18 protein-coding genes are annotated in these 20,087 nt (G+C 71.6%); 14 read left to right on the top strand and 4 right to left on the bottom strand.

Translation table 11 applies throughout. The features are described from left to right. The first annotated feature begins 133 nt into the window (after positions 1 to 133). The 9 genes from ccrA (at position 134) to ACZ49B_RS28020 (ending at position 10,186) form a co-directional block, all read left to right on the top strand. The gene (gene ccrA, locus ACZ49B_RS28060; RefSeq protein WP_468311185.1) at positions 134 to 1,471 is read left to right on the top strand and encodes a crotonyl-CoA carboxylase/reductase; all 1,338 of its coding nucleotides are present in this window, start codon (positions 134 to 136) and stop codon (positions 1,469 to 1,471) included. A gap of 49 nt (positions 1,472 to 1,520) precedes the next feature. Beyond that, positions 1,521 to 3,572: a protein meaA gene (locus tag ACZ49B_RS28055; RefSeq protein WP_468311183.1), complete on the top strand. Its 2,052-nt coding sequence runs from the start codon at positions 1,521 to 1,523 to the stop codon at positions 3,570 to 3,572. After that, positions 3,569 to 4,543: an HpcH/HpaI aldolase/citrate lyase family protein gene (locus tag ACZ49B_RS28050; protein ID WP_030292956.1), complete on the top strand. Its 975-nt coding sequence runs from the start codon at positions 3,569 to 3,571 to the stop codon at positions 4,541 to 4,543. The genes ACZ49B_RS28055 and ACZ49B_RS28050 overlap by 4 nt, the downstream gene beginning before the upstream one ends. Before the next feature lie 5 nt (positions 4,544 to 4,548). Further along, the gene (locus ACZ49B_RS28045) at positions 4,549 to 5,061 is read left to right on the top strand and encodes a MaoC family dehydratase (RefSeq protein ID WP_030155134.1); all 513 of its coding nucleotides are present in this window, start codon (positions 4,549 to 4,551) and stop codon (positions 5,059 to 5,061) included. Between the two features lie 2 nt (positions 5,062 to 5,063). Further along, positions 5,064 to 6,269 carry an acyl-CoA dehydrogenase family protein gene (locus tag ACZ49B_RS28040; RefSeq protein ID WP_030868030.1) on the top strand — a complete coding sequence of 402 codons (1,206 nt, stop codon included), beginning with the start codon at positions 5,064 to 5,066 and terminating at the stop codon, positions 6,267 to 6,269. A gap of 186 nt (positions 6,270 to 6,455) precedes the next feature. Continuing rightward, entirely contained in the window at positions 6,456 to 7,112 is a 657-nt protein-coding gene (locus ACZ49B_RS28035) for a phosphatidylserine decarboxylase (protein WP_030292960.1), read from the top strand. Positions 7,113 to 7,185: 73 nt separating this feature from the next. Then, positions 7,186 to 7,971: a CDP-diacylglycerol--serine O-phosphatidyltransferase gene (gene pssA, locus ACZ49B_RS28030; RefSeq protein ID WP_468311281.1), complete on the top strand. Its 786-nt coding sequence runs from the start codon at positions 7,186 to 7,188 to the stop codon at positions 7,969 to 7,971. A gap of 184 nt (positions 7,972 to 8,155) precedes the next feature. Next, positions 8,156 to 9,637, top strand: coding sequence for an AlkA N-terminal domain-containing protein (locus ACZ49B_RS28025; protein ID WP_468311180.1), 1,482 nt, complete (start codon positions 8,156 to 8,158; stop codon positions 9,635 to 9,637). A 15-nt stretch (positions 9,638 to 9,652) separates the two neighbouring features. After that, a complete protein-coding gene (locus ACZ49B_RS28020; RefSeq protein ID WP_468311178.1) occupies positions 9,653 to 10,186 on the top strand; it encodes a methylated-DNA--[protein]-cysteine S-methyltransferase in 534 nt (177 codons plus the stop codon). A gap of 31 nt (positions 10,187 to 10,217) precedes the next feature. Here ACZ49B_RS28020 and ACZ49B_RS28015 read toward each other — a convergent pair whose 3' ends face one another. Next, positions 10,218 to 10,646 carry a hypothetical protein gene (locus ACZ49B_RS28015; RefSeq protein ID WP_468311176.1) on the bottom strand — a complete coding sequence of 143 codons (429 nt, stop codon included), beginning with the start codon at positions 10,644 to 10,646 and terminating at the stop codon, positions 10,218 to 10,220. Positions 10,647 to 10,681: 35 nt separating this feature from the next. Continuing rightward, positions 10,682 to 11,182: an NUDIX domain-containing protein gene (locus ACZ49B_RS28010; protein WP_468311174.1), complete on the bottom strand. Its 501-nt coding sequence runs from the start codon at positions 11,180 to 11,182 to the stop codon at positions 10,682 to 10,684. Between the two features lie 345 nt (positions 11,183 to 11,527). On the opposite strand from ACZ49B_RS28010, the gene ACZ49B_RS28005 reads away from it, so the two are divergent. Then, entirely contained in the window at positions 11,528 to 12,676 is a 1,149-nt protein-coding gene (locus ACZ49B_RS28005) for a glycerate kinase (RefSeq protein WP_468311172.1), read from the top strand. 197 nt (positions 12,677 to 12,873) lie between these two features. On the opposite strand, the gene ACZ49B_RS28000 is transcribed toward ACZ49B_RS28005, so the two are convergent. Next, positions 12,874 to 13,776: a GntR family transcriptional regulator gene (locus ACZ49B_RS28000; RefSeq protein WP_468311170.1), complete on the bottom strand. Its 903-nt coding sequence runs from the start codon at positions 13,774 to 13,776 to the stop codon at positions 12,874 to 12,876. A 138-nt stretch (positions 13,777 to 13,914) separates the two neighbouring features. Here ACZ49B_RS28000 and ACZ49B_RS27995 point away from each other — a divergent pair, with 138 nt between their 5' ends. Together ACZ49B_RS27995 and ACZ49B_RS27990 are read left to right on the top strand one after the other, a co-directional pair. Beyond that, positions 13,915 to 15,066 carry an FAD-dependent monooxygenase gene (locus ACZ49B_RS27995; RefSeq protein WP_468311168.1) on the top strand — a complete coding sequence of 384 codons (1,152 nt, stop codon included), beginning with the start codon at positions 13,915 to 13,917 and terminating at the stop codon, positions 15,064 to 15,066. A 64-nt stretch (positions 15,067 to 15,130) separates the two neighbouring features. Continuing rightward, positions 15,131 to 15,634, top strand: a complete 504-nt coding sequence (locus ACZ49B_RS27990) for a GNAT family N-acetyltransferase (RefSeq protein WP_468311166.1) — start codon at positions 15,131 to 15,133, stop codon at positions 15,632 to 15,634. Here the strand turns inward: ACZ49B_RS27990 and ACZ49B_RS27985 are convergent. Continuing rightward, the gene (locus tag ACZ49B_RS27985; protein WP_468311164.1) at positions 15,589 to 16,200 is read right to left on the bottom strand and encodes a cysteine hydrolase family protein; all 612 of its coding nucleotides are present in this window, start codon (positions 16,198 to 16,200) and stop codon (positions 15,589 to 15,591) included. The two genes, ACZ49B_RS27990 and ACZ49B_RS27985, sit on opposite strands and share 46 nt — an antisense overlap. 82 nt (positions 16,201 to 16,282) lie before the next feature. Between ACZ49B_RS27985 and ACZ49B_RS27980 the strand changes: the two genes are divergently transcribed. Then, on the top strand, positions 16,283 to 17,260 hold the full coding sequence (locus tag ACZ49B_RS27980; protein ID WP_468311162.1) for a GlxA family transcriptional regulator: 978 nt from the start codon (positions 16,283 to 16,285) through the stop codon (positions 17,258 to 17,260). Positions 17,261 to 17,278: 18 nt separating this feature from the next. Continuing rightward, positions 17,279 to 20,077 carry a SpoIIE family protein phosphatase gene (locus ACZ49B_RS27975; protein WP_468311160.1) on the top strand — a complete coding sequence of 933 codons (2,799 nt, stop codon included), beginning with the start codon at positions 17,279 to 17,281 and terminating at the stop codon, positions 20,075 to 20,077. The last annotated feature ends 10 nt before the right edge of the window (positions 20,078 to 20,087 follow it).

Raw genomic sequence — 20,087 nt, 5'->3', positions numbered from 1 at the left:
GGCGTCGCCAGCACCACAGCTCCGCCGGACCGACGGCACCCGCAGTACCTCAGCACCACCCACACCACACCCGTACCGCGCACCCCGCGTATCCCTCAGCGCACCCTCATCAGCGCTCGCCGGAGGCAACACCGTGAAGGACATCCTCGACGCGATCCAGTCGCAGGCCGCTACGGCCGCCGACTTCGCGGCCCTGCCGCTCCCCGACTCCTACCGCGCGATCACCGTGCACAAGGACGAGGCGGAGATGTTCGCGGGGCTCACCACCCGTGAGAAGGACCCGCGCAAGTCCCTGCACCTCGACCAGGTCCCGGTGCCGGAGCTCGGCCCGGGCGAGGCCCTGGTGGCCGTCATGGCCTCCTCGGTCAACTACAACTCGGTCTGGACGTCGATCTTCGAGCCGGTGTCGACCTTCAACTTCCTGGAGCGTTACGGCAAGCTCAGCGACCTCAGCAAGCGCCACGACCTCCCGTACCACGTCATCGGCTCCGACCTCGCGGGCGTCGTGCTGCGCACCGGCCCCGGCGTCAACTCCTGGAAGCCGGGCGACGAGGTCGTCGCACACTGCCTCTCGGTCGAGCTGGAGTCCTCCGACGGCCACAACGACACGATGCTCGACCCCGAGCAGCGCATCTGGGGCTTCGAGACGAACTTCGGCGGCCTGGCGGAGATCGCTCTGGTCAAGTCGAACCAGCTGATGCCGAAGCCGGACCACCTCAGCTGGGAGGAGGCCGCCTCCCCCGGCCTGGTCAACTCCACCGCCTACCGCCAGCTGGTCTCCCGCAACGGCGCCGGCATGAAGCAGGGCGACAACGTCCTGATCTGGGGCGCCAGCGGCGGCCTCGGCTCCTACGCCACCCAGTTCGCGCTGGCCGGCGGCGCCAACCCGATCTGCGTGGTCTCCAGCGAGCAGAAGGCTGACATCTGCCGCTCGATGGGCGCGACGTCGATCATCGACCGCAACGCCGAGGGCTACAAGTTCTGGAAGGACGAGCACACCCAGGACCCGAAGGAGTGGAAGCGCTTCGGCAAGCGCATCCGCGAGCTGACCGGCGGCGAGGACATCGACATCGTCTTCGAGCACCCCGGCCGGGAGACCTTCGGCGCGAGCGTCTACGTCACGCGCAAGGGCGGCACCATCACCACCTGCGCCTCGACCTCGGGCTACATGCACGAGTACGACAACCGCTACCTGTGGATGTCGCTCAAGCGGATCATCGGCTCGCACTTCGCCAACTACCGCGAGGCGTGGGAGGCCAACCGCCTGATCGCCAAGGGCAAGATCCACCCCACGCTGTCCAAGGTCTACTCCCTCGAGGACACGGGCCAGGCCGCGTACGACGTCCACCGCAACCTCCACCAGGGCAAGGTCGGCGTCCTGGCGCTGGCCCCCGAGGAGGGCCTGGGCGTGCGCGACCACGAGATGCGCGCGACGCACCTGGAAGCCATCAACCGCTTCCGCAACATCTGATTCGCCCGACCCGTCTGAGATCGTTCAAGGGCCAAAGGGACAGCCTGAGATGACAGAGCGCCAGAAAGACCGTCCGTGGCTCATGCGGACGTACGCCGGCCACTCCACGGCCGAGGCGTCCAACGAGCTGTACCGCCGCAACCTCGCCAAGGGCCAGACCGGCCTGTCGGTCGCGTTCGACCTTCCGACGCAGACCGGCTACGACCCCGACCACATCCTCGCCCGCGGCGAGGTGGGCCGGGTCGGGGTCCCGGTCTCCCATCTGGGCGACATGCGGCGGCTGTTCCAGGACATCCCCCTGGAGCAGATGAACACCTCGATGACGATCAACGCCACCGCCATGTGGCTGCTGGCGCTCTACCAGGTGGCCGCCGAGGAGCAGGGCGCGGACATCGCCCTGCTCCAGGGCACCACCCAGAACGACATCGTCAAGGAGTACCTCTCGCGCGGGACGCACGTCTTCCCGCCCGGGCCCTCGCTCCGCCTGACGACGGACATGATCGCGTACACGGTCAACCACATCCCGAAGTGGAACCCGATCAACATCTGCTCGTACCACCTCCAGGAGGCCGGGGCCACCCCGGTCCAGGAGATCTCGTACGCGATGTCGACCGCGATCGCCGTGCTGGACTCGGTGCGCGACTCGGGCCAGGTCCCGGAGGATCGTTTCGGCGAAGTGGTCGCCCGTATCTCGTTCTTCGTGAACGCGGGCGTCCGCTTCATCGAGGAGATGTGCAAGATGCGCGCCTTCGGCCGCATCTGGGACAAGGTCACCCGGGAGCGCTACGGCATCGAGAACGCGAAGCAGCGTCGCTTCCGTTACGGCGTGCAGGTCAACTCCCTGGGGCTGACCGAGGCGCAGCCGGAGAACAACGTCCAGCGCATCGTGCTGGAGATGCTGGCGGTCACCCTCTCCAAGGACGCCCGCGCCCGCGCGGTGCAGCTGCCGGCCTGGAACGAGGCGCTGGGCCTGCCCCGGCCCTGGGACCAGCAGTGGTCGCTGCGCATCCAGCAGGTCCTGGCGCACGAGAGCGACCTGCTGGAGTACGAGGACATCTTCGCCGGATCCCACGTCATCGAGGCCAAAGTCGACTCCCTGGTCGCCGACTGCCTGGCCGAGATCGACCGGATCCAGGAGATGGGCGGCGCGATGGCCGCCGTCGAGTCCGGGTATCTGAAGGGCGAGCTGGTCTCCTCGCACGCCGAGCGGCGGGCCCGGATCGAGGCCGGCGAGGACAAGATCGTCGGCGTCAACTGCTACGAGCAGACCGAGGAGAACCCGCTCACCGCCGATCTGGACGGCGCCATCATGACGGTCGACCCGGCCGTCGAGGCGCTGACCGTGGAGCGGATCGGGCGCTGGCGCGAGGAGCGCCAGGAGTCCTCGGAGCGGCAGGGGAACGGCGACCCGTTCGTCTTCCCGACGGTGATGCAGGCCCTGGACCGGCTGAAGGAGGCCGCGGCCGGGACCGAGAACCTGATGGAGGCCACGCTGGAGTGCGCCCGCGCCGGTGTCACCACCGGCGAGTGGGCGAACGCGCTGCGCGAGGTGTTCGGCGAGTTCCGCGCCCCGACCGGGGTCTCCTCGGCCCCGGTGGCCGTCACCGCCGAGGAGGGCACGCCGATGGCCCTCGTCCGCGAGAAGGTCGCCCGTACCGCCGAGGACCTGGGCTCCGGCCGGCTGCGCCTGCTGGTCGGCAAGCCCGGCCTGGACGGCCACTCCAACGGCGCCGAGCAGATCGCCGTACGGGCCCGCGACGCCGGGTTCGAGGTGGTCTACCAGGGCATCCGGCTGACGCCCGAGGAGATCTCCTCGGCGGCGCTGGCCGAGGACGTGCACTGCGTGGGACTGTCCATCCTGTCCGGTTCGCACAGCGCGCTCGTGCCGGACGTGCTGGAACGCCTCCGTACGGCGGGGGCGGGTGACATCCCCGTCGTGCTCGGCGGCATCATTCCGAACGCCGATGCCATCGCTCTCAAGGCGGCCGGAGTCGCCGCCGTCTTCACACCCAAGGACTTCGGTATCACGGAGATCATCGGCCGTATCGTCGACGAGATCCGGAAAGCGAACAAGCTCGACCCTCTGGAGGTCCCCGCATGACCACGCCCACGTCTCCCGTGAACCGGCTGCGGCCGCGCCGCTCCTGCCTCGCGGTTCCGGGCTCGAACCCGCGGTTCCTGGAGAAGGCCCAGGGCCTGCCGGCCGACCAGGTCTTCCTCGACCTCGAGGACGCCTGTGCCCCGCTCGCCAAGGAAGGCGCCCGCCACACGATCGTGGACGCGCTGAACAACGGCGACTGGACCGGCAAGACCCGGGTCGTGCGCGTCAACGACTGGACCACGCACTGGACGTACCGCGACGTCATCACGGTCGTGGAGGGCGCGGGCCAGAACCTCGACTGCATCATGCTGCCGAAGGTCCAGGACGCCCAGCAGGTCGTGGCGCTGGACCTGCTGCTGACCCAGATCGAGAAGACCATGGGCTTCGAGGTCGGCAAGATCGGCATCGAGGCGCAGATCGAGAACGCCAAGGGCCTGGTCAACGTCGACGAGATCGCGGCCGCCTCGCCGCGTCTGGAGACCATCATCTTCGGGCCGGCCGACTTCATGGCCTCGATCAACATGAAGTCCCTGGTCGTGGGCATGCAGCCGCCCGGCTACCCGGCGGACGCGTACCACTACATCCTGATGCGGATCCTGATGGCGGCCCGCATGCACAACCTCCAGGCGATCGACGGCCCCTTCCTCCAGATCCGCGACGTGGACGCGTACCGCGAGGTGGCGGGCCGGGCGGCGGCGCTGGGCTTCGACGGCAAGTGGGTGCTGCACCCGGGCCAGGTCGACGCGGCCAACGAGGTCTTCTCCCCCTCCCAGGAGGACTACGACCACTCCGAGCTGATCCTCGACGCGTACGACTGGTGCACCTCCGAGGCCGGCGGCAAGAAGGGCTCGGCCATGCTCGGCGACGAGATGATCGACGAGGCCAGCCGCAAGATGGCCCTGGTCATCGCGGGCAAGGGTCGCGCGGCCGGGATGCAGCGCACCACCAAGTTCGAGATCCCGGAGGCCTGATCCCGATGCAGTTCGGACGCACTTACGAAGAGTTCGAGGTCGGGGCGGTCTACAAGCACTGGCCCGGAAAGACGGTCACGGAGTACGACGACCACCTCTTCTGCCTGCTGACCATGAACCACCACCCGCTCCACATGGACAGCAATTACGCGGAGAACACGACCGACTTCGGCAAGAACGTGGTCGTGGGCAACTACATCTACTCGCTGCTGCTGGGCATGTCCGTGCCGGACGTCTCCGGGAAGGCCATCGCCAACCTGGAGATCGAGTCCCTGCGGCACGTGGCACCGACCTTCCACGGCGACACCATCTACGGCGAGACCACGGTCCTCGACAAGACCCCGTCGAAGTCGAAGAACGACCGCGGCATCGTCTACGTGGAGACCAAGGGCTACAAGCAGGACGGCACCCTCGTCTGCGTCTTCCGGCGCAAGGTGATGGTCCCGACCGAGACGTACATCAAGGAGCGCGGCGGCGAGCAGCCCGGCCGCCCGCAGCTGAAGGAACAGGGGAAGTAGCCATGGCCCGACTCGCCCAGACCGCCGGGCTCACCGACGTCCAGCGGGAGATCCTCAAGACCGTCCGGGAGTTCGTCGACAAGGAGATCATCCCGGTCGCGACCGAGCTCGAACACCGTGACGAATACCCGCAGCAGATCGTCGACGGCCTCAAGGAGCTCGGCCTCTTCGGGCTGATGATCCCCGAGGAGTACGGCGGCCTGGGTGAGTCGCTGCTCACCTACGCACTGTGCGTGGAGGAGATAGCGCGGGGCTGGATGTCCGTCTCGGGCATCATCAACACCCACTTCATCGTGGCGTACATGCTCAAGCAGCACGGCACGCAGGAGCAGAAGGACCACTTCCTGCCCCGCATGGCGCTGGGCGAGGTGCGCGGCGCGTTCTCGATGTCCGAGCCGGGGCTGGGCTCCGACGTGTCGGCCATCACCTCCAAGGCGGTCAAGGACGGCGACGAGTACGTCCTGAACGGCCAGAAGATGTGGCTGACGAACGGCGGCAGCTCCACGCTGGTGGCGGTCCTCGTGCGAAGTGACGAAGGCCACCCCGAGGGCACGGCCCCGCACAAGTCGATGACGACCTTCCTCGTCGAGAAGGAGCCCGGCTTCGGTGAGGTCCGTCCGGGCCTGACCATCCCGGGCAAGATCGACAAGATGGGCTACAAGGGCGTCGACACGACCGAGCTCATCATGGACGGACTGCGCATTCCGGCCAATCGGGTCCTCGGAGGCCAGACCGGCCGAGGGTTTTACCAAATGATGGACGGGGTCGAGGTCGGCCGCGTCAACGTGGCGGCGCGTGGCTGCGGCGTCGCTCAGCGTGCGTTCGAGCTGGGTGTCTCGTATGCCCAGCAACGTCACACTTTCGGCAAGGCGATCGCCGAGCACCAGGCCATCCAGTTCAAGCTGGCCGAGATGGCTACCAAGGTCGAGGCCGCCCATGCCATGATGGTGAATGCAGCACGCAAAAAGGACTCCGGGGAACGAAACGACCTCGAAGCAGGGATGGCGAAGTACCTCGCCTCCGAATACTGCAAGGAGGTGGTGGAGGACGCCTTCCGTATCCATGGCGGTTACGGATTCTCGAAGGAGTACGAGATCGAGCGCCTCTACCGGGAGGCACCGATGCTGCTGATCGGTGAAGGGACGGCCGAGATCCAGAAAATGATCATCGGTCGGCGCCTTCTCGAGGAGTACCGACTCCAGGGCTGAAAGTCCCTTTTGCGGCGGATCCTCCACGGGTTCGTCGCAAAAGAATCACTGGCAGTCACTGGCCTGCGGCCATCGACTCGGCTTCTGGCTTGCCCAGTTGTTGCGTGCAACCGATAGCATTCCAGTAAAGCCGCCGTCCCGTCCCCCTGTTTGCGGCGCGGCAATCACCCGCTACGAAGGTCATCCATGCCCCACAGCCAAACCTCTGCACCTCGCGTCGGCATCCTCGGTGGACGTCTCGCACGCGGAGCATCGCCGTGGCTTCTGCCGACCGTCGCCACCGCTGCGCTCAGCCTCACCCGGGCCCGCAAGTCCGGGCGCTGGGCGGCAGTGGCCGTGCCCACCACCGCTCTCGCGGCGGGCATGCTGTGGTTCTTCCGCGACCCCGAGCGCGAGATCGCTCAGGGCCGTGTCATCTCGCCCGCCGACGGTGTGGTGCAGAGCATCATGCCGTGGAAGGACGGACGGACCCGGGTCGCGATCTTCATGAGCCCGCTGAACGTCCACGTCAACCGCGCGCCCCTCGCGGGCACGGTGACGTCCGTGGAGCACGTCCCCGGCGGGTTCGTCCCGGCGTTCAACAAGGAGAGCGAGAACAACGAGCGCGTTGTCTGGCACTTCGACACCGAGCTCGGCGACATCGAGATGGTGCAGATCGCCGGCGCCGTCGCACGCCGCATCGTCCCGTACCTGCCGGCCGGTACCAAGGTGGAGCAGGGCGAACGCATCGGTCTGATCCGCTTCGGCTCCCGCGTCGACATCTACCTCCCCGAGGGTGTCGAGGTCGCGGTCGAGGTCGGTCAGGCCACCACCGCGGGGGTGACCCGAATTGACCGTGACTGACCCTGAGACTCCCACCACACCGTCGGGTGGGTGGGTACCCGAGGCCGCGGAGGAGGAGTCCGCCGAGGACGACATGCCGCTCTCGCTGCGGCTGTCGATAGCGGACACCCTCACCCTCGGCAACGCGACGTGCGGATTCATGGCGGTGTACTTCACCACCACCGGGATCCTCATCCCGCACCTCACCGGCAGCGGCGAGTCGGGCATGGCCCGCAACAGCGCCGCGACGGCAGTGATACTGATGCTGCTCGCCGCGGTCTTCGACCTCTTCGACGGCATCGTGGCCCGCAAGCTGCGCAGCTCGCCGATGGGCGCCGAGCTGGACAACCTGTCCGACCTGATCAGCTTCGGCCTGGCTCCCGCGTACTTCGTGCTCGTGTACGGCATGGTCGCCGACGACGCGGTGCAGAAGATGTCGGCGCTGGCCGCGATCGTGGTGCTGCTGGCCGTGGTGCTCAGACTCGCGAGATTCAGCTGCGTGACGATGAAGGACGGCATGTTCCAGGGCATGCCGAGCCCCTTCGGCGCGCTGACGGTCGTCTCGATCGTGCTGCTGGAGCTGCCGTTCGTCCCGACGCTGCTGGCGATCATCGGGGTGGCCTGGCTGATGGTGAGCCGGGTCGAGTACCCGAAGCCGCGGGGCGTCCTCGCGGTGGCGATGCTGAGCTGGATCATCGGGGCCATGGGCCTGCTGGCGGCCTGGGCGTTCGACGCCCCGGGTGGTCAGCTGCTGCTCCAGGCGGGCTGCGCCCTGCAGATCGCGATGGCTGCGACCATCCCGCTGTTCGCGACGACGCGTCGCGCGAACACGTTCCGTCACAACCGCCGCGAGGCGCGTGCGGCGTCGCAACTGCCGTAACGCGGACCGCCGCTTTTATCGGAAGGGCCCCCGGGGTGCACACCCCGGGGGCCCTTCCGCATCCCCGGGGCCCCGCGGGCCGCCCGTGACACTGCGCGGGGGCCGCCCCCCACCCGCGGGTGCGGCTACGCTTGATGTCGGAAAATCGCCAGCCCCGCAGGGGCTGGGCCAGGATCCTGGAGCCATGTACACCGACACCGAGCGCTGCGTCAGGGCCGTGCAGTCGAAGGACGCCCGCTTCGACGGGTGGTTCTTCACCGCCGTGCGGACCACCGGGATCTACTGCCGTCCCAGCTGCCCCGCGGTGCCGCCCAAGGTCGAGAACATGACCTTCCTGCCCAGCGCCGCCGCCTGCCAGCAGGCCGGGTTCCGGGCCTGCAAGCGGTGCCGGCCCGACACGTCCCCCGGCTCCCCCGAGTGGAACGCCCGCGCCGACGCCGTCGCCCGGGCCATGCGGCTCATCCAGGACGGCGTCGTGGACCGCGAGGGCGTGCCCGGGCTGGCGGCCCGGCTGGGGTACTCCACCCGCCAGGTCGAGCGCCAGCTGGGCGCCGAGCTCGGCGCCGGGCCCCTCGCCCTCGCCCGGGCGCAGCGCGCCCAGACCGCCCGGCTGCTCATCGAGACCTCCGAGCTGCCCATGGGCGACGTGGCCTTCGCCGCCGGGTTCTCCTCCATCCGGACCTTCAACGAGACAGTCCGCGAGGTCTTCGCCCTCGCCCCCGGCGAGCTGCGCCTGCGGGCCGAGAAGGCGAACCGGCACGTCCCCCGGGTGCCCGGGACCATCAGCCTGCGCCTGCCTTTCCGGGCACCGCTCAACCCCGACAACCTCTTCGGCCACCTCGCCGCGACCGCCGTTCCCGGCGTCGAGGAGTGGCGCTCCGGCGCGTACCGCCGGACGCTGCGGCTCCCGTACGGCACCGGGGTCGTCGCGCTGACCCCGCAGCCCGATCACATCGGCTGCCAGCTCGCCCTCACCGACCTGCGCGACCTCACCATCGCCATCAGCCGCTGCCGCTGGATGCTCGACCTCGACGCCGACCCCGAGGCCGTCGACGAGCAGCTGTGCTCCGACCCGCTGCTGGCCCCGCTCGTCGACAAGGCCCCCGGGCGCCGGGTGCCCCGTACCGTCGACGCGGCGGAGTTCGCCGTACGGGCGGTGCTCGGCCAGCAGGTGTCCACGGCGGCGGCCCGTACGCACGCCGCCCGGCTGGTCACCTCGTACGGGGAACCGGTGGTCGACCCCGATCCCGCGGGCGGGCTGACCCACCTCTTCCCCTCGCCGCAGGCGCTGGCCGCCCTGGACCCGGAGTCCCTGGCCCTGCCGGCCAGCCGGCGCGCCACCCTCACCACCCTCGTCGGCGCGCTGGCCGACGGTTCCCTCCCGCTCGGCATCGACAGCGACTGGGAGGCGGCCCGCGCGCAGCTGAACGCGATGCCCGGGTTCGGCCCGTGGACCACCGAGGTGATCGCGATGCGCGCGCTGGGCGATCCCGACGCCTTCCTGCCGTCCGACCTCGGGGTCCGGCGGGCCGCGAAGGAGCTCGGGCTGCCGTCCACGCCCGTGGCGCTCACCGCCCGGGCGGCCGGCTGGCGGCCCTGGCGCGCGTACGCCGTGCAGTACCTGTGGGCCACCGACGCCCACCCCATCAACCACCTGCCCGTCTGAGGAGTGCATCCCGTCATGAGCACCACGAACACCACGAACATCATGAGCAGCATGAGCACCAAGCAGCACACCGTCGTCGAGAGCCCCTACGGCCCGCTCACCCTGGTCGCCATGGACGGCGTCCTCAGCGGCCTGTACATGACCGGGCAGCGGCACCGGCCCGCCGACGAGTCCTTCGGGGAGCGGGTCGCCCCGACCGAGGAGCCGTTTCCGGAGGTGGCGCGGCAGCTGACCGCGTACTTCTCCGGTGAGCTCACCGCGTTCGACGTGCCCGTCCGGCTCGAGGGCACCGCGTTCCAGCGCAGCGTGTGGGACCAGCTCGTACGGATCCCGTACGGCGAGACCTGGTCGTACGGGGAGCTCGCGGCCAAGCTCGGCAAGCCGAACGCCTCGCGGGCGGTGGGCCTGGCCAACGGGAAGAACCCGGTCAGCATCATCGTGCCGTGCCACCGGGTGATCGGTGCCTCGGGCAGCATGACCGGCTACGGCGGTGGCGTCGAGCGCAAGGTGCAGCTCCTGGCCTTCGAGGCCGGGGCGACGACGTTGTAAATCAGACCGGCGTGGATCAGACCGGCGTGGATCAGACCAGCGCGAGCGGGACCAGCAGGGCGAACGCGGCGCCCGCTTCCACCGCGTAGCCGTAGAGCGAGGGGTGCTGGACGGGGGCGGCGAGCAGGACCACGCTCTGCTGGGCGGTGGCCGCCGCCACCCACTCGGCGTCGGCGCCGAGGTTGCCCTGGTACCAGCCCTCGCAGGCGCCGGGGCCGGTCACGGCGAGGAGGTCGTCCTCGCGGCGGTAGAAGGCCTGCCAGCCGGCGGCGGGGACGGACCAGCCCTCGAAATCGGTGAACTGGGCCCAGCCGCCCTCGCGTATCGCGGTGTCGAACAGCCACACCGGCGTCCCCTCGGCGGTGACCTCGCCGCCCTCCTGCTGTTCGGTGGTGAAGTGGACCATGGGCAGGGCGTCGGGCCCGTCGGCGGTGCTGGGCCAGGCGTACATCGTGATCATCAGATGATTCTGTCCTGCTCGAAGTAAGCCCGGTGTCACGAGGAGACCGGGCGGCTGCCGTTCTCCAGCTCCGCGGCGCCCTCGCCGGACTCGAGGACCCGGTAGGCCTCTTGGGTGCGTCGGCCGAGCGATCCGAGGAGGTAAGTGGTGAGTTCGGCGGGCTCGACCAGCCGCCAGGAGAGCAGTTCCTCCTCTTGGAGCTTGATCGAGGCGAGCTGCGCCTCGTCCAGCACGCCGCCGTCGTAGAGGTACGCGACCAGCGGCGGGCGGCCCTCGCCGAGCGTCCAGTCGACGGCGAGCAGCCGGCCGAGCGGCAGGTCGAGGCCGATCTCCTCGGCGCTCTCGCGACGGGCGGCCGTACGCGGGGACTCGCCGAGGTCCGACTCGATGGTGCCGCCCGGCAGGGCCCAGCCCTCACGGTAGTTGGGCTCGACGAGCAGCACCCGTCCCTCGGCGTCCCGGTAGAGGGCGGCGGCGCCGGCCAGCACCCGGGGCAGGCTCGCGATGTACGTGGCGTAGTCATCCGTGGTGGTCACGCCGCAACCCTACCGAGCCGCCCCACCCACCGGGATCACGCCTCGGGGGTGGGTGGGGCGGGGGGCGTCGCGGTCGCGACGGGGGGCGTCGGCCGGTCGACGCGGACGCGGGTGGAGGGGACGGGCCCTGTTCCACGAAGGGCGGCGCGACCAGGTCGTCCGAACCCTCCGAACGGGCGTCTCCCGGTGAATCCGCGCTCATATGGCCACACTATGCAGGTGTATATCCGCATTTAGGGGCATGGTGCGCCGTACGTGACCCAGGCCACCCATGGGCATAGGAGGATCCTCCGGATAGGCTCATGGGGGCGCGACTGCACTGTTCGATAGCAAGGGATTAGCAAGGTGACGGACGGAGCAGTAACTGAGACCGCGCGCGTGCTCATCGCCGCGGACAAATTCAAGGGCTCGCTCACGGCCGTTCAGGTCGCGGAGCGGGTGACGGCGGGCCTCCGCAAGGCCGTACCGGGCGTGGAGATCGAGACCCTCCCCGTCGCGGACGGCGGCGACGGCACGGTCGCGGCCGCCGTGGCGGCCGGGTTCGAACGCCGGGAGGTACGGGTCACCGGACCGCTCGGCGAGCAGGTCACGGCCGCTTTCGCGCTGCGCGACGGCACCGCTGTGGTCGAGATGGCGGAGGCCTCCGGGCTCCAGCTGCTGCCGGCGGGTGTGTTCGCCCCGCTGACGGCGACCACGTACGGCTCGGGCGAGCTGCTGAAGGCCGCCCTGGACGCGGGGGCGCGCTCGATCGTGTTCGGTGTGGGCGGCAGCGCCACCACCGACGGCGGTGCCGGGATGCTGGCCGCGCTGGGTGCGGTGTTCCTGGACGCGAACGGTGAACCGGTCGGTCCGGGAGGCGGCGCGCTCGCGGAGCTGGCCTCCGCCGACCTGTCCGGGATCGACCCTCGCTTCGCCGAGGTCGACCTCGTCCTGGCGAGCGACGTGGACAACCCGCTGACGGGCCCGAAGGGCGCGCCCGCGGTCTACGGCCCCCAGAAGGGGGCGTCGCCGCAGGACGTGGCGACGCTGGACGCGGCGCTGGCGCACTTCGCGGTGGTGCTGGAGAAGTCGATCGGCGAGAAGGCCGGCCGGCTGGCCGCCGCCCCGGGTGCGGGCGGCGCGGGCGGCATCGGGTACGGGGCATTGCTGATCGGCGCGTCGTTCCGGCCCGGCATCGAGCTGATGCTGGAGGTACTGGGGTTCGCTCCGGCGCTGGAGCGGGCGACGCTGGTGATCACCGGTGAGGGCTCGCTGGACGAGCAGACGCTGCACGGCAAGGCCCCGGCCGGTGTCGCGGCGGCGGCGCGGGCGGCGGGCAAGCCGGTCGTGGCGGTGTGCGGGCGGCTGCTGCTGGGCCAGGAGGCCCTGGAGGCGGCGGGCATCCGCAAGGCGTACCCGCTGACGGACCTGGAGCCCGACCCGGCCAAGTCCATCCCGAACGCGGGTCCGCTGCTGGAGCGGGTCGCGGCCCACATCGCCGCCGACGTTCTCTGACCTCCGGTCGGCCACGCGAGGCCCGGCGCCCCCCGAGTGGGGCGCCGGGCCTCGGCGTTTTCGGCCTGCGCCGGTGCAGGGGTGCCGGGGGTGCCGGTGCGGCTCCGCTGCCGGGCTCCGCCCCGGACCCCGCGCCTCAAACGCCGGCGGGGCCGGATTTGACCCCGATCCGGGGCGAATGTGCCTCACCGTGGGGCTCAGGTGTCGCTGCCGATGTCGATCGACAGGCCGTTCAGGAAAGTGGTCAGGCCGAAGTCGAAGAGGGACTCCGGGGAGAGGGCGGCGGAGGTGCGGGCTGCCGTGAAGGACGGGAAGGTGCCGTCCTGGAGGAGGGCTGCCATCCGGGTTTCCTGGGCCTGCATCCACTGGTCGCCGGTCACCCCGCTCGAGGCGGTCGCCGCCGATTCGGATTCCAGGTCCACGGCCTGGCCCCGGACGTATCCGAACAGGGACACCGCGGCGTGCATCCGCGCATCGGCGTCCAGGCCCAGGCCCTCCAGTGCGGCCAGGGCCCATTCGATGTGCCGGACCCCGTTCGGGATCAGCAGCGGGCGGTTCAGGTTCATGGCCGCGGCCAGCCACGGGTGGGCCCCGTACAGCCGCCACTGCGCGGCCGCCGACAGCTCCAGCCGGGCCCGCCAGCCCGTCGGGGGCCGCTCCGGCAGCGGGGCCTCCCCGAAGGCCGCGTCGGCCATCAGCGCCACCAGCTGCTCCCGGTTCCGTACGTGCCGGTACAGGGACATCGCCGAGACGCCGAGCTCCGCCCCGAGCCTGCGCATGGTCAGCGCCGCCAGGCCCTCCGCGTCCGCGATCTCCATCGCCGTGCGCACGATCCGGGTCCGGGCCGCGCCCGGGTCCTCCCGGCCGCCCGTCGGGCCCGCCGGCTCGGCCGCGACCACCGTGCCCACGCCCGGCACGGCCCGTACGAGGCCCTCCTGCGCGAGCAGCGCCAGCACCTTGCTCGCCGTGGCCATCGCCACCCCCCAGCGCTGGGTGATCGCCCGCGTCGACGGCACCCGGTCCCCCGGCCGCAGCTCCCCCGTCTCGATCCGCCGCCGCAGTTCGGCCGCGATCCGCGCGTACGGCGCCTGTCGTGTCATGTCCGGCCTCCCCGACCCTGCCTGGTGCACTAGTACATGCCGAGTGTAGTGCACTAGGTTGCTTTGCCCACTTGGGGCCTTACAGCCGGGGTTTTGCGTCTGTACGTTGTACGCATCGGAACGAGAAGGGAACCCGAAATGACCCACGCGAAGACCGTCCTGATCTCCGGCGCCAGCGTCGCCGGCCCCGCCCTCGCCTACTGGCTGCACCGGCACGGGTTCACCCCCACGGTCGTCGAGCGCGCCGCGCAGCTCCGCGACGGCGGCTACGCCGTCGACTTCCGCGGCGAGGCACTCGACGTGCTCGACCGGATGGGCCTGCTGGACGAGATCCGGGCGCTCGACACCGGGATGGGCGACGCCGCGATGATGGACGCCGACGGCAGGCAGTACGCCACCCTCCCCGCCGCGGTCTTCGCCGGCGACCTCGAGGTCCTCAAGGGCGACCTGACCCGGCTCCTCCACGAGGCCACCCGCGCCGACGTCGAGTACGTCTTCGGCGACTCGGTCGCGACCCTGGAACAGGACGCCGACGGCGTGTCCGTCACCTTCGAACACGGCGCGCCCCGTCGCTTCGACCTGGTCGTCGGCGCCGACGGGCTGCACTCCACCACCCGCGCGCTGGCCTTCGGCCCCGAGGAGCGGTTCGTCCGCCACCTCGGCATCTACACGGCGGTCTTCAACCTGGAGAACTACCTCGGTCTGCGGAGCACCGGGCAGCTGTACGCCGCTCCGGGCAAGGCCGCCAACGTCTTCTCGGCCCGCGCCGACACCGAGGCCCGGGCGGCCTTCCACTTCGCCGCGCCCGACGGGCTGGAGTACGACCGCCGCGACCGGGCGCAGCAGAAGCGGATCGTGGCCGAGCGCTTCGCGGGCGAGGGCTGGGAGGTGCCGCGGCTGGTGAAGGAGATGGACGCGGCGGCGGAGTTCTTCTTCGACGCCAACGCCCAGGTGGAGATGGACACGTGGGCCGCCGGCCGGGTCGTGCTGCTCGGCGATGCGGGGTACTGCGCCGGGCCGACCTCGGGCCGCGGCACCTCGCAGGCGCTGATCGGCGCGTACGTCCTGGCGGGCGAGCTGGCCGGGGCCGGCGGCGACCACCGGGCGGCCTTCGCCGCGTACGAGGACCGGATGCGCCCGTACGTCGCCGAGCACCAGGCGCTGGGCCGGGAGGGCGCCGAGCGGTTCTTCCTGCCCGCCCCGACCCAGGAGGTGCTGGACATGCTCGCCGCCGACGCCCCGCAGCACGGCCGTACGCAGCCGGTCCGCCTGGGCGACTACGGCGTGTGAGTGCCGGGAACCCGCGTGCGGGGCGGGTGGCCGGGGTGGTAGTCGGTGGGGAATGGATCAGCTGGTGAGTGAGCGGCTCGTGTTGGTGGCTCTGGATGCGGCACGGGCCCGGTGGGTGTCGGCCGGGGTGCCGGAACGTGGGTGCCGGTGGGCGCAGGGGTATCCCGCCGAGGGGGACCGGGCCGGGGCCCGGCGGTATCTGCGGGTGCTGGCAGAGAGCGGGGATCCCGCCCCGTTCGGTGCGTACGAGATCCGGCTGCGCGGCGACGGGCTGATCATCGGCGGCGCCGGGTTCCACGGCCCCGCCGATGCGGCCGGAGTGGTGACCGTCGGGTACGGGCTGGTCCCGGGTGCCCGCGGTCGCGGCTACGCCGCCGAGGCCCTGCGGACGCTGCTGGAGCACGCCCGCGCCCACGGGGCCGCCGGGGCGGCGGGCGATGCCGACCGGGACAACACCGCCTCGCACCGGGTCATGGCCGCGGCCGGGATGCGGCTCGTCGCCGAAGACGAGCGGCTGCGGTACTACGCCGTGCGCTGGGCCGGCGTCCCGGAGGCGGCGAGCAGCTGAGCCGTGGTCGCCACGCGGGCGAAGCCGCCGCCCTGGAGGTTGACGGCGGTGGCGGTCGCCAGTTGGTCGGCCGTCAGCCGGAGTCCGTCCGGGCCCTCGAGGTCGAAGGTGTGGGTGGCGTCGAGCGGGACGAGCACGTCGTAGCCCAGGTTCCCGGCCATCCGCGCGGTGGTCTCGACGCACATGTTGGTCTGGATCCCGGAGACCACGAGCTGGCCGATGCCCTGGGCGGTGAGCCATGCGGCCAGGTCCGGGGTGCCGTAGAAGGAGGAGTTCACCGTCTTGGTGACCAGCAGGGACTCCTGCCCCGCCCGGTCGGCCACGAAGTCCTTGAAGGCGTGGCCGGGCTCGTCGGCGGCCAGGACCGAGCCGGCGGTCCGCGAGGCGTGCTGGACGAGCACCACCGGGCGGCCGGACTCCTGCCAGGCGTCCATCAGGGCGGCGATGTTGCCCTCGGCGGCCGGGTTGTTGCGCGGGCCCCAGTAGGAGGCGTCGTCGAAGCCCTTCTGTACGTCGATGACCAGCAGGGCGGCGTTCGGGGCGAGTGCGATCTCGTGGTTCGTCATGGCTTCATGATCTTCCGCCGGACGGCCCCGGCGACAGCGGCAACCGGGACCCGAACTGATGGGATCCTGCCAGAATGGCAGCATGCATCGTGTCGCCGTCGTCGTCCAGCCCGGGATCCGCAGCTTCGACCTCGCCGTCATCACCGAGGTGTGGGGCCCCGACCGCAGCCACCTCGGCGTCCCCCGCTTCGAGATGCGCCGGTGCGCCGTCGGCACCGAGCCCATCGCACTGCCCGGCGGGCTCACCCTGACCCCGGACCGGCGGCTCGACTGGCTCTCCGAGGCCGATCTCGTCGTCGTGCCGGCACTGGCCGAACCCGAGGCCCCGACGCCCGAGCCGGTCCTCGCCGCCCTGCGGGACGCGCACGCCCGGGGCGTGCCGGTCGCCGCCCTGTGCGCGGGGGCGTTCATCCTCGCGGAGGCGGGCCTGCTGGCGGGCCGCCGAGCCGTGACGCACTGGTGGCTGGCTCCGCAGCTCGCCGCGCGCCATCCCTCCGTACTGGTCGAGGACACCCCGCTGTACGTGGAGGACGGCGGCCTGTGGACCTCCGCCGGGGTGGCCTCCGGGATCGACCTCTGCCTGCACCTCGTACGGGAGGCCCACGGCGCGGAGGCCGCCGCCGCCATCGCCCGGTCCATGGTGACGGGCCCGTTCCGCACCGGCGGCCACGCCCAGTACCTGGACCGGCCCACCCCGGCGGCGGACCGGACCGCCGAGGCCCTGGCGGCCGTACGGGAGCGGGCCCTGCGCCATCTGCACGAGCCGCTGTCCGTGGCCACGCTGGCCGGCTGGGCGGGGATGTCGCCGCGCTCCTTCGCCCGCCATTTCGTCGCCGCCACCGGCACCACCCCGCACCGCTGGCTCCTCGGCCACCGCCTGGACGAGGCCCGCAAGCTCCTGGAGCGCACGGACCATCCGGTTCCGGAAGTGGCCCGGCGGGCGGGCTTCGCCAGCGAGGTCACGTTCCGCCAGCACTTCACCTCGTACGTGGGCCTCAGCCCCCGTGCGTACCGCACTGCGGCGACCGCCACACCTGTAGCTCCGCCCAAATCCCGGTGACAGTGTTAGAAATGGCTCATGACCGGACGTTTGGGTCGACCCAGGGGATCCCCGCCCCGGCAGCCGACCGGGCGGGACCCGGGGCTGCCGCCGCGCCTCTCCCTGGGTGCCCGCAGTGTCGCCGGTCAGGTCTTCGCGCTCCAGGCCTTCATCGTGGTGCTTCTGATCGCCGCCGCCGCGCTGGCCCTCGTGTTCCAGGAGCGGTACGACACCGAGCGCGATGCGCGCCACCGCTCCCTCGCGGCCGCGGAGGCCTTCGCGCACGCCCCGGGCCTCCCCGAGGCCCTGACGAGCGCGGACCCGACGGCCGAGCTGCAGCCCCTGGCGGATGCCGCCCGGCGGGCCGCGGGCGTCGACTTCATCGCCGTGATGACACGCGACGGGGTCCGCTACACCGACTCCCGGCCCGAGCTGATCGGCAAACGGGCCACCGGTGACCTCTCGCGGGCCGTCGGCGGGCATTCCTTCACCGAGATGTTCAAGGGTTCGCCGAGCGACGCGGTCCGCGCCGTGGTCCCCGTACGGGACGCGAGCGGGGCGGTCGTCGGCCTGGTCGGCACCGGCATCGAGGTCGCCAACGTCGCCGAGGTGGTCGAGGGCCAGCTGCCGCTGCTGCTCGGCGCCGCGGCCGGCGCCCTGCTGCTCGGCACGGGCGGCGCCGCCCTGGTCAGCCGGCGGCTGCGGCGCCAGACCCGGGGCCTGGGCGAGCTCGAGATGGCCCGGATGAACGAACACCACGAGGCGGTCCTGCACGCCGTGCGCGAGGGCGTCCTGATCATCGGCGCCGACCAGCGGCTGCTGCTCGCCAACGACGAGGCCCGGCGGCTGCTGAACCTGCCGCCCGACGCCGAGCGGCGCCATGTGGGCGAGCTGGGCCTCGACCCGCGCACCACCTCGCTGCTCGTGTCCGGGCGGGTCGCGACGGACGAGGTGCACCTGGCGGGCGACCGGCTCCTCGCCGTCAACGTCCGCCCGACCAAGCCGTACGGAGGGCACCCGTCCGGCAGCGTCATGACCCTGCGCGACACCACCGAGCTCGCCGCGCTCTCCGGCCGCGCCGAGGTGGCCCGGGAGCGGCTCCAACTGCTGTACGACGCGGGGGTGCGGATCGGGACCACGCTGGACGTGGTGCGGACCGCCGAGGAGCTGTCGGAGGTGGCCGTGCCCCGGTTCGCCGACTTCGTCACGGTGGAGCTGCTGGAGCCGGTGCTGAAGGGCGAGGAGCCCTCGCCGGCCGCCGGCGCGTACTCGGAGATGCGCAGGGCGGCGATGAGCGGGGTGCGCACCGACCAACCCCTGCAGCCGGTCGGCGACGTCATCCGCTTCGAGGTGCCCACCGCTCCGATGGCGGCGGCCCTGGACGCCGGACACGCGGTGCTCGCGGCCGATCTGAACGAGGCGATGGGCTGGCGGGCGCAGGACGAGGCCGGCACCCGCCAGGCGCTCGGGTACGGGCTGCACTCGCTGATCTCGGTGCCGCTCCAGGCCCGCGGCGTGGTTCTCGGGATGGCCAACTTCTGGCGGGCCGCCGACACCCCGGAGCCCTTCGACGAGGAGGACCTGTCGTTCGCGGAGGAGCTGGGGGCGCGGGCGGCCGTCTCCATCGACAACGCCCGCCGCTTCACCCGGGAGCACGCGACGGCCGTGGCCCTCCAGCGGAGCCTGCTGCCCCGGGTGCTGCCGGACCAGAGCGCGGTGGAGGTGGCCTTCCGGTACCTGCCCGCGAAGGCGGGGGTGGGCGGGGACTGGTTCGACGTGATCCCGCTCGCCGGCGCCCGCGTGGCGCTGATCGTCGGCGACGTCGTCGGGCACGGGGTGCACGCGGCGGCCACGATGGGCCGGCTGCGGACGGCCGTGCACAACTTCTCCACCCTGGACATGCCGCCCGACGAGCTGCTGGGGCACCTGGACGAGCTGATCCACCGGATCGACCAGAACGAGTCCGGGGCCGCCGAGGAGGCCGGGGACGGCGCGGGCGAGTCGGCCGGCGTCACGGGTGCCACCTGCCTGTACGCGGTCTACGACCCGGTCTCCGGGCTCTGCACGATGGCGAGCGCCGGACACCCCGGACCGGCCCTGGTCCGGCCCGACGGGGGTGTGGAGTTCCCGGAGCTGCCCGCCGGGCTGCCGCTCGGCGTGGGCGGCATGCCCTTCGAGACCACCGATCTGCTGCTGCCGGAGTCGAGCCGGCTCGTGCTGTTCACGGACGGCCTGCTGGAGGACCGCGACCGGGACTTCGACACCGGCCTCGACCTGCTGGCCCAGACGCTCTCCCTGCCCGGGCGCAGCCCCGAGCAGGCCTGTGCGGACGTGCTGGCCGCGCTGCTGTTCCCGTCCCCGAGCGACGACATCGCCCTGCTGATCGCCGACACGCGGCGGCTGGAGGCGGACCGGATCGCGGAGTGGGACGTGCCCGCCGACCCGGCCGCGGTTTCCCGGGTGCGCAACGCGGGCTCGGCGCAGCTGGCCGCCTGGGGACTGGGGGACATCGCGTTCACGGCCGAGCTCATCCTCAGCGAGCTGATCACCAACGCCATCCGGTACGGGACCGCGCCCATCCGGGTGCGGCTGCTGCGCGACCGCAACCTCATCTGCGAGGTCTCCGACGGCAGCAGCACCTCGCCGCACCTGCGGTACGCGGCCACCACCGACGAGGGCGGCCGCGGGCTGTTCCTGGTCGCGCAGTACGCCGAGCGGTGGGGCACCCGGTACACCGAGCGCGGCAAGGTCATCTGGGCCGAGCTGCCGCTGACCGGCGGTCCGGAGCCCTCGTCGCCGGTGATGGACCTGGAGTCGCTGGAGGACCTGGCCTGGTGACGGGCGCGCC

The organism is Streptomyces sp. NPDC031132 (assembly GCF_055570595.1).
The sequence above is the reverse complement of the archived record's forward strand: the minus strand, read 5'-3'. Positions and strand labels throughout refer to the sequence as shown.

Excerpts from the sequence above, each read along its gene's own strand:
- ACZ49B_RS28035 (WP_030292960.1), top strand. The coding sequence starts at position 6,456 with ATGCCCCACAGCCAAACCTCTGCACCTCGCGTCGGCATCCTCGGTGGA.
- ACZ49B_RS27985 (WP_468311164.1), bottom strand. The coding sequence starts at position 16,200 with ATGACGAACCACGAGATCGCACTCGCCCCGAACGCCGCCCTGCTGGTC.
- ACZ49B_RS28045 (WP_030155134.1), top strand. The coding sequence starts at position 4,549 with ATGCAGTTCGGACGCACTTACGAAGAGTTCGAGGTCGGGGCGGTCTAC.
- ACZ49B_RS28015 (WP_468311176.1), bottom strand. The coding sequence starts at position 10,646 with ATGATCACGATGTACGCCTGGCCCAGCACCGCCGACGGGCCCGACGCC.
- pssA (WP_468311281.1), top strand. The coding sequence starts at position 7,186 with ATGCCGCTCTCGCTGCGGCTGTCGATAGCGGACACCCTCACCCTCGGC.
- ACZ49B_RS28000 (WP_468311170.1), bottom strand. The coding sequence starts at position 13,776 with ATGACACGACAGGCGCCGTACGCGCGGATCGCGGCCGAACTGCGGCGG.
- ACZ49B_RS28055 (WP_468311183.1), top strand. The coding sequence starts at position 1,521 with ATGACAGAGCGCCAGAAAGACCGTCCGTGGCTCATGCGGACGTACGCC.
- ACZ49B_RS27995 (WP_468311168.1), top strand. The coding sequence starts at position 13,915 with ATGACCCACGCGAAGACCGTCCTGATCTCCGGCGCCAGCGTCGCCGGC.
- ACZ49B_RS28020 (WP_468311178.1), top strand. The coding sequence starts at position 9,653 with ATGAGCACCACGAACACCACGAACATCATGAGCAGCATGAGCACCAAG.
- ACZ49B_RS27980 (WP_468311162.1), top strand. The coding sequence starts at position 16,283 with ATGCATCGTGTCGCCGTCGTCGTCCAGCCCGGGATCCGCAGCTTCGAC.
- ACZ49B_RS28050 (WP_030292956.1), top strand. The coding sequence starts at position 3,569 with ATGACCACGCCCACGTCTCCCGTGAACCGGCTGCGGCCGCGCCGCTCC.
- ACZ49B_RS28040 (WP_030868030.1), top strand. The coding sequence starts at position 5,064 with ATGGCCCGACTCGCCCAGACCGCCGGGCTCACCGACGTCCAGCGGGAG.
- ACZ49B_RS28025 (WP_468311180.1), top strand. The coding sequence starts at position 8,156 with ATGTACACCGACACCGAGCGCTGCGTCAGGGCCGTGCAGTCGAAGGAC.
- ACZ49B_RS27975 (WP_468311160.1), top strand. The coding sequence starts at position 17,279 with ATGACCGGACGTTTGGGTCGACCCAGGGGATCCCCGCCCCGGCAGCCG.